7 protein-coding genes are annotated in these 6,876 nt (G+C 64.4%); 2 read left to right on the top strand and 5 right to left on the bottom strand.

Annotation, left to right across the window (positions count from 1 at the left end; translation table 11 throughout):
• Window positions 1–135 precede the first annotated feature (135 nt).
• Window positions 136–1,209: a Holliday junction branch migration DNA helicase RuvB gene (ruvB, locus tag ACTJGZ_RS15350; RefSeq protein WP_441663770.1), complete on the bottom strand. Its 1,074-nt coding sequence runs from the start codon at window positions 1,207–1,209 to the stop codon at window positions 136–138.
• A 228-nt stretch (window positions 1,210–1,437) separates the two neighbouring features.
• Here ruvB and ACTJGZ_RS15355 point away from each other — a divergent pair, with 228 nt between their 5' ends.
• Window positions 1,438–2,412: a threo-3-hydroxy-L-aspartate ammonia-lyase gene (locus tag ACTJGZ_RS15355; protein ID WP_441663771.1), complete on the top strand. Its 975-nt coding sequence runs from the start codon at window positions 1,438–1,440 to the stop codon at window positions 2,410–2,412.
• A 125-nt stretch (window positions 2,413–2,537) separates the two neighbouring features.
• On the top strand, window positions 2,538–3,857 hold the full coding sequence (locus tag ACTJGZ_RS15360; protein WP_441663772.1) for a hemolysin family protein: 1,320 nt from the start codon (window positions 2,538–2,540) through the stop codon (window positions 3,855–3,857).
• A gap of 23 nt (window positions 3,858–3,880) precedes the next feature.
• Here ACTJGZ_RS15360 and ruvA read toward each other — a convergent pair whose 3' ends face one another.
• The 4 genes from ruvA to ACTJGZ_RS15380 all read right to left on the bottom strand — a co-directional run.
• Entirely contained in the window at window positions 3,881–4,456 is a 576-nt protein-coding gene (gene ruvA, locus ACTJGZ_RS15365) for a Holliday junction branch migration protein RuvA (protein ID WP_441663773.1), read from the bottom strand.
• A gap of 121 nt (window positions 4,457–4,577) precedes the next feature.
• The gene (ruvC, locus tag ACTJGZ_RS15370; RefSeq protein WP_441663774.1) at window positions 4,578–5,126 is read right to left on the bottom strand and encodes a crossover junction endodeoxyribonuclease RuvC; all 549 of its coding nucleotides are present in this window, start codon (window positions 5,124–5,126) and stop codon (window positions 4,578–4,580) included.
• A gap of 6 nt (window positions 5,127–5,132) precedes the next feature.
• The gene (purH, locus tag ACTJGZ_RS15375; protein ID WP_441663775.1) at window positions 5,133–6,725 is read right to left on the bottom strand and encodes a bifunctional phosphoribosylaminoimidazolecarboxamide formyltransferase/IMP cyclohydrolase; all 1,593 of its coding nucleotides are present in this window, start codon (window positions 6,723–6,725) and stop codon (window positions 5,133–5,135) included.
• A gap of 37 nt (window positions 6,726–6,762) precedes the next feature.
• A partial coding sequence (locus ACTJGZ_RS15380) for a helix-turn-helix domain-containing protein (protein WP_441663776.1) occupies window positions 6,763–6,876 on the bottom strand: 114 nt, incomplete at its 5' end.

Genomic DNA, 6,876 nt, shown 5'->3' on the forward strand with positions numbered 1-6,876 from the left:
AGCGGGACCGGGGGTATTATGTGATGGCCAACGCTTTGCCGTATGGCGTCCGGCTGAAGGGGGCTGGCCGGGTGGCCGGCAAGCCCGCGCGGCATGCATGGCGGTGGCGTACGCGCCCCGCCCGCCTGGCGTGATTCAGATATCGAACAGGCTGCCGGTGCTGCTCATGGTGCCGGGGGGCGGCGTCAGCCCCAGGTGGCGCCAGGTGGTTTGCGTGGCAATCCGGCCGCGCGAGGTGCGTTGCAGGAAACCGTGCTGTATCAGATAGGGTTCGATGACATCTTCAATGGTGTCGCGTTCTTCGCCTATCGCGGCAGCCAGGCTATCCACCCCGACCGGGCCGCCATCGAATTTATGCACGATGGCATCGAGCAGCTTGCGGTCCATCAGATCCAGCCCCTGGGGATCGACTTCCAGCATGCCCAGCGCGGCCTGGGCAACCTCGGCGGAAATGATGCCACCGCCCTTGACCTCGGCATAATCGCGCACCCGCCGCAACAGGCGGTTGGCAATACGCGGCGTGCCGCGTGAGCGCCGCGCGACTTCGGCGGCGCCTTCCGGGGTGATGGTGGCTTGCAGCAGGCCCGCGCTGCGCGTCACGATATGGGTGAGATCCTGCGCGTTGTAAAACTCCAGCCGCGCCACAATCCCGAAGCGGTCGCGCAAGGGATTGGTCAGCATGCCGGCGCGAGTCGTGGCGCCGACCAGGGTAAAGGGCTGCAGATCGAGCTTGACGCTGCGGGCCGCGGGGCCTTCGCCGATCAGGATGTCGATCTGGAAATCTTCCAGCGCCGGATAGAGAATTTCTTCGACCACGGGCGACAGCCGGTGAATCTCGTCGATGAACAGGACGTCGTTGCGTTCCAGGTTGGTCAGCAGCGCGGCGAGATCCCCCGGGCGCTCCAGCACCGGGCCGGAGGTCTGGCGCAACTGCACGCCCATTTCATGGGCGACGATATGGGCCAGCGTGGTCTTGCCCAGGCCGGGCGGGCCGAACAGCAGCACATGGTCCAGCGCTTCGCCGCGATTGCGCGCCGCCTGGATGAAAATGTCGAGCTGGTCGCGCACGCGCTGCTGGCCGACATAATCGGACAGCGCCTTGGGGCGCAAGGCGCGCTCCACCGATTCTTCATTCGGTGTGACGGCATGGGGCGTGACCAGGCGGGTGGTCTCGCTGCGGGCGGAGAGGGAGTCTGATTGGATGGCCATGGTGCACGATTTCTGTCCAGCCGCCATGGTAGCACCTGATGATATGTCCAGTGAAACTTCATGCCGCTTCCCTTGCTTGGAGACTCATCCGGATTTGGCGGTATTTTTGTGCGGGCAGACGCGCCACCGTGCCTGGTTTGTGGCACGATGTTGGTTTCGCACGGCGTGACCTGGCAGGGGGCCCTGCCCGGGTGCCGTGCTTTTTTCATGCAGGACGATAGTCAGGAAATGACCGCTTTAGACCTCCCCGATTACCAGGACGTGATCCATGCGAACGCCGTGCTGGACGGCGTGGTGCATCGCACGCCGGTACTGCGCTCGCCGTTGGCGGATGCGCGGGCGGGGGCTGAAATTTTCTTCAAATGTGAGAATCTCCAGCGTACCGGCGCTTTCAAATTTCGCGGCGCTTATTACGCCATCGCGCAGCTGACCGAGGCGCAGCGGCGTGCCGGAGTGGTCGCCTATTCGTCGGGCAACCATGCGCAGGCGGTGGCGCTGGCGGCACGCCTGTTGGGCACGCATGCCGTGATTCTCATGCCTGCGGATGCGCCGCAGGCCAAGCGCGCGGCGACGGAAGGGTATGGCGGCCAGGTGCTGAGCTATGACCGTTACCAGGATGACCGCATTGCCATGGCAGAAGCCTTTGTGCGCGACGAAGGGCGGGTATTGCTGTCGCCCTACGATCACGCCGATGTGATTGCCGGGCAGGGGACGGCAGCGCTGGAACTATTGCAGCAACAGCCTGACCTGGACGTGCTGGTGACACCGATCGGCGGCGGCGGCCTGATTTCCGGCAGCGCGCTGGCCTTGCGCGCCCTGCGGCCCGGCGCCCGCCTGATTGGCGCGGAACCGGCCCTGGGCAATGACGCGCAGCAGTCCTTGCGCAGCGGTGTGCTGCATCACATCCCGGCGCCGCGGACGATTGCTGACGGCGCCACCACTACCCATCTGGGCGACCGTACCTTTGCCATCCTGTGCCGCGATGTGGATGATGTCGTGACGGTGACGGATGATGAGCTGCGCGAAACCCTGGTCTTTATCGCGCAGCGCTTGAAACTGATTGTCGAACCGACCGGTTGCCTGGGGGCGGCGGCCTTGCTGCACGGCAAAATTCCCTTGCGCGCCGGGCAACGGGCCGCGGCCATCCTGAGCGGCGGCAATGTGGATCTGACGGCATTTGCCGGGTATCTCGCTGGCGCTTGACGCAGCGGGCTTGCTATCCGCGGGCAGCATGAAGCTGGTATCCTCCCTTGGGGCCTGGTGACGGGCCCCAGGGGGTTTCCCCTGTTGCCTGAAGCCGCCCCGTCGGGCGGCGTGCCTGTGAGCCTATGAGTTTTACCCAGAATCTTTTCCTGCTGATCCTGCTGATTGTTGCCAGCGCATTTTTCTCGCTGGCGGAAATATCCATGGCCGCTTCGCGCCGCCTGCGTTTGCAGCGCCTGGAAGAAGCGGGCGATGCCAGGGCGACTGCCGTGCTGCGCACCCAGGAGCAGCCGGGACACTATTTCACTGTGGTGCAGATCGGCACCAATACCCTGGCGATTCTGGGCGGTATTGTCGGCGAAGCCTTGTTCAGCCCCTATCTGACGGCTTTTTTCGGGATGTGGATGAGCCCGGCCTGGGCAGGGTCTTTGGGCTTTCTGTTGTCTTTTTCCCTGGTCACTTCGCTATTCATTCTGTTGACAGATCTGGTGCCGCGCCAACTGGGCATGATTCTGCCGGAGCAGGTGGCCGTGCGGGTGGTGCGGCCCATGGGCTGGCTGACCATTCTGTTCCGGCCGCTGGTGCGTTTCTATGCCTGGCTGACCTACCGCACCCTGCGGTTTTTCAAGGTGCCGGACCGGCGCGAAGAAAGTGTGACGACTGACGATATCCTGGCGCTGGCTGAAGCGGGCACGCGTTCCGGTGTGCTGGCGGCGGGTGAGCAGCAGGTAATAGAAAATGTATTCGAGCTCGGGACGCGGCTGGTGCCCAGCGCCATGACGCAACGCGAACGCATTGCCTATTTCCTGATTGATGACCCGGATGATGTGATCCGCTTGCGGATTGCCGCCGAGCCTTATTCCACCTACCCGGTGTGCCGGGGCAATATCGACCATGTGGTCGGCTATGTGGATGCCAAGGATTTGTTCCAGCGTGTCTTGAACAATCAGCCCTTGCGGCTGGATGACCCGAGTCTGCTGCGCAAAGTGCTGCTGGTGCCGGACCGCCTGACGCTGGCGGAAGTGCTGGAGCAATTCCGCCAGGTGGGCGAAGACTTCGCCATGATCGTCAACGAATACAGCCTGGTGGTGGGCCTGGTCACCCTCAATGATGTGATGAGCACGGTCATGGGGGATCTGGTGTCGCCCTGGGATGAAGAGCAGATCATCCGCCGCGATGACCATTCCTGGCTGATCGACGGTGTGACGCCTATCCAGGATGTGCAGCGGGTGCTGGGCCTGGATGAGTTGCCCGAAGAAGGGGAGTACGAAACCCTGGCCGGTTTCCTGATGGTGATGCTGCGGCGCGTGCCGCGCCGCACGGACACGATCAGCTGGGGCGGTTACCGTTTCGAGGTCATGGACGTCGATAGCTTCCGCATTGACCAGGTGATGGTGACGCGGACGGTGGCTGGCGCGGCCCCGGCGGGCACCATCGGGAAATAGGCCAGGCAAGGCCTGGCGCAGGTTTAGCGCACCAGTCCTTGCAGTGCCAGTTTGATGCCGCTGGAAACATCGACATCGGCTGGCAGTTTCTTGAGCGCCGCCAGGGATTCCCGCTCTGAATAGCCCAGCGCCAGCAGCGCATTGAGAATATCGGATTGGCTGCTGGGCGCAGCGCTGCCTTGCACATGCCCGAGGTCTGCCCCCAGTTTGCCTTTCAATTCCAGCAGCAAGCGTTCGGCGGTTTTCTTGCCGATGCCGGGCACGCGTGTCAGGCGCGCGCTTTCCTGCAGGGTGACGGCTTGCGACAGTTCCTCTACGTTCATGCCCGACAGAATACCCAGCGCCGTGCGCGCGCCGATGCCGGTGACCTTGATGAGTTGCCGGAAGGTGGCGCGTTCGGCTGGCGTGCCGAAGCCGAACAGGACATGGGCATCTTCGCGGATGCTCAGGTGCGTGTAGAGCGTGACCTTGGCGCCGACATCCGGCAGGTTATAGAGCGTGCTCATGGGCACGTCGATGTCGTAGCCCACGCCGCCGGTATCGACGCAGATCGTGGGCGGGGATTTTTCCAGCAGGGTGCCGGTGATGCGGCCAATCATGACGGTCGTCCTAAGGTGAATGCGCGTAAGCCGTCAGCCGCCGCACCAAGCGGCGGCCAGTGACGGGAATGCGGGGATCATATACGAGACGGCGGCGCCACGGCAGTCCTGCCGCGGCGCGTCAGCGCAGCGGGCCGTTGCGGGAGGCGGGCCGGAACTGGCGCGCCGCCAGCGGATGGCCCTGGGCGCCGAGCTGGTCCTGCATGGCGCCGATGTGCGCATGGCAGATGGCGCAGGCCAGGGCATCGGCGGAGTCGGGCGCCGGGTCGCCGTCCAGGGACAGCAGGTGCTTCACCATATGCTGCACCTGTTCCTTGGCGGCACGGCCTGTGCCAACAACGGATTTCTTGATTTGCAGCGCCGTGTATTCGTGCACGCTCAAGGCGCTGTCGGCCAGCGCGCAGAGCGCCGCGCCGCGCGCTTGCCCCAGCAGCAGCGTGGATGACGGGTTGGTGTTGAGGAACACGATTTCCAGCGCCGCGACATCGGGCCGGGTGTCGCGCGCCACCTCGCGCAGATTGTCGAGGATGACGCGCAGGCGTTCGGACAGCGGCAACGCCGTGGGAACCACGATCGTGCCGCTGGCGACGTAGGACAGGCGCGGGCCGGCGACGTCAATCACGCCGAAGCCGGTACGCCGCAGGCCAGGGTCCACACCCAGAATGCGCATGGCGTTTTAGTGGCGGAAGTGGCGGATACCGGTGAACACCATCGCAATGCCGCGCTCGTCGGCAGCGGCGATGACTTCGTCATCGCGCATGCTGCCGCCGGGCTGGATCACGCAGCTCGCGCCCGCATCGACAACCACGTCCAGACCATCGCGGAACGGGAAGAAGGCATCGGACGCCACGGCCGAACCCTGAATGCTCAGACCGGCATTTTCCGCCTTGATGGAGGCGATGCGGGCAGAGTCCACACGGCTCATCTGGCCAGCGCCCACGCCGACGGTAGCGCCATTGGCCACGAAGACGATAGCGTTGGATTTCACGAACTTGGCCACGTTCCAGGCGAACATCAGATCGCGCAGCTGCGCTTCGGTAGGCGCCAGTTTGGTGACGACCTTGAAGTTCTCACGGGTGAGCACATGATTGTCCGGGCTTTGCAGCAGCCAGCCGCCGCCGACGCGTTTGACATCGAAATCGTTCTGGCCAGCGCCCAGCGGCACTTGCAGCACGCGGACGTTTTTCTTGGCAGCGAAAATGGCCAGCGCGGCGCCGTCATATTCCGGGGCCAGCACGACTTCTACGAACTGGGTGCTGACCGCTTCGGCGGTGGCAGCATCGACAGGACGGTTGAAGGCGATGATGCCGCCGAAAGCCGAGGTCGGGTCAGTGCGGAAGGCGCCCTGGTAGGCAGCCAGCGGGGTGGCGCCCAGCGCCACGCCGCAGGGGTTGGCGTGCTTGACGATGACGCAAGCCGAAGAATCGAAGCTGCGCACGGCTTCCCAGGCAGCATCGGCGTCAGCGATGTTGTTGTAGGACAGTTCCTTGCCTTGCAACTGGCGGTAGTTGCCCAGCAGGCCGGCGGAACGCACCGGATCGACATAGAAGGCGGCGTGCTGATGGGGGTTCTCGCCATAGCGCAGCGCCTGTTCGCGGCGGACTTGCAGCGTCAGGGTGCGCGGCCAGGTATCGCGGGCCGGAGCGGCGTCCTGGGCCGGGGCGGCTTCCGCCAGGCTGCTTAGGTAGGCGGCGATGGCGCCATCATAGGCGGACGTGTGGGCATAAACCTTGCCGGCCAGTTCCAGGCGCAGCGCGTAGGACGGCGCGCCAGCCGCGCTGTCTATGCCTGCGAGCACGCGGCTGTAATCGGCCGGGTCGATGACGACCGTCACGCCGCCGGCTTCAGTACCGTGGTTTTTGGCCGCAGCGCGCAGCATGGCGGGGCCGCCGATGTCGATGTTTTCGACTGCGTCCGCGAAGGTGCAGCCGGGTTTGGCAACCGTTTCGCGGAAGGGGTAGAGGTTCACCACCAGCAGGTCGATGCGCTCGATGCCGTGTTCTTTGATGGTGTTCAGGTGTTCCGCGTTGTCGCGGCGGGCCAGCAGGCCGCCGTGGATTTTCGGGTGCAGGGTCTTGACACGGCCATCCAGGATTTCCGGGCTGCCGGTATGCTGGGCCACTTCGGTCACGGCCAGGCCGGCTTCAGCCAGCAGTTTGGCGGTGCCGCCAGTGGAAAGCAGCTTGACGCCGCGGGCCGACAGGGCGCGGGCGAAATCGACAATACCAGCTTTGTCGGAGACGGAGAGCAGGGCGGTTTGGATTTTCATGGTTGGAATGAAAAGTAGGGGAATTCGGTGGCCCGGGTCAGTTCGGGATCAGGCTGTGAGCCTGCAATTTCTTGCGCAAGGTGTTGCGGGTGATGCCCAGCATTTCAGATGCCCGCGATTGATTGCCGCCGGCCTGCTTCATGACGACCTC

The organism is Kerstersia sp. (assembly GCF_052103615.1).
Lineage (GTDB): Bacteria > Pseudomonadota > Gammaproteobacteria > Burkholderiales > Burkholderiaceae_B > Kerstersia.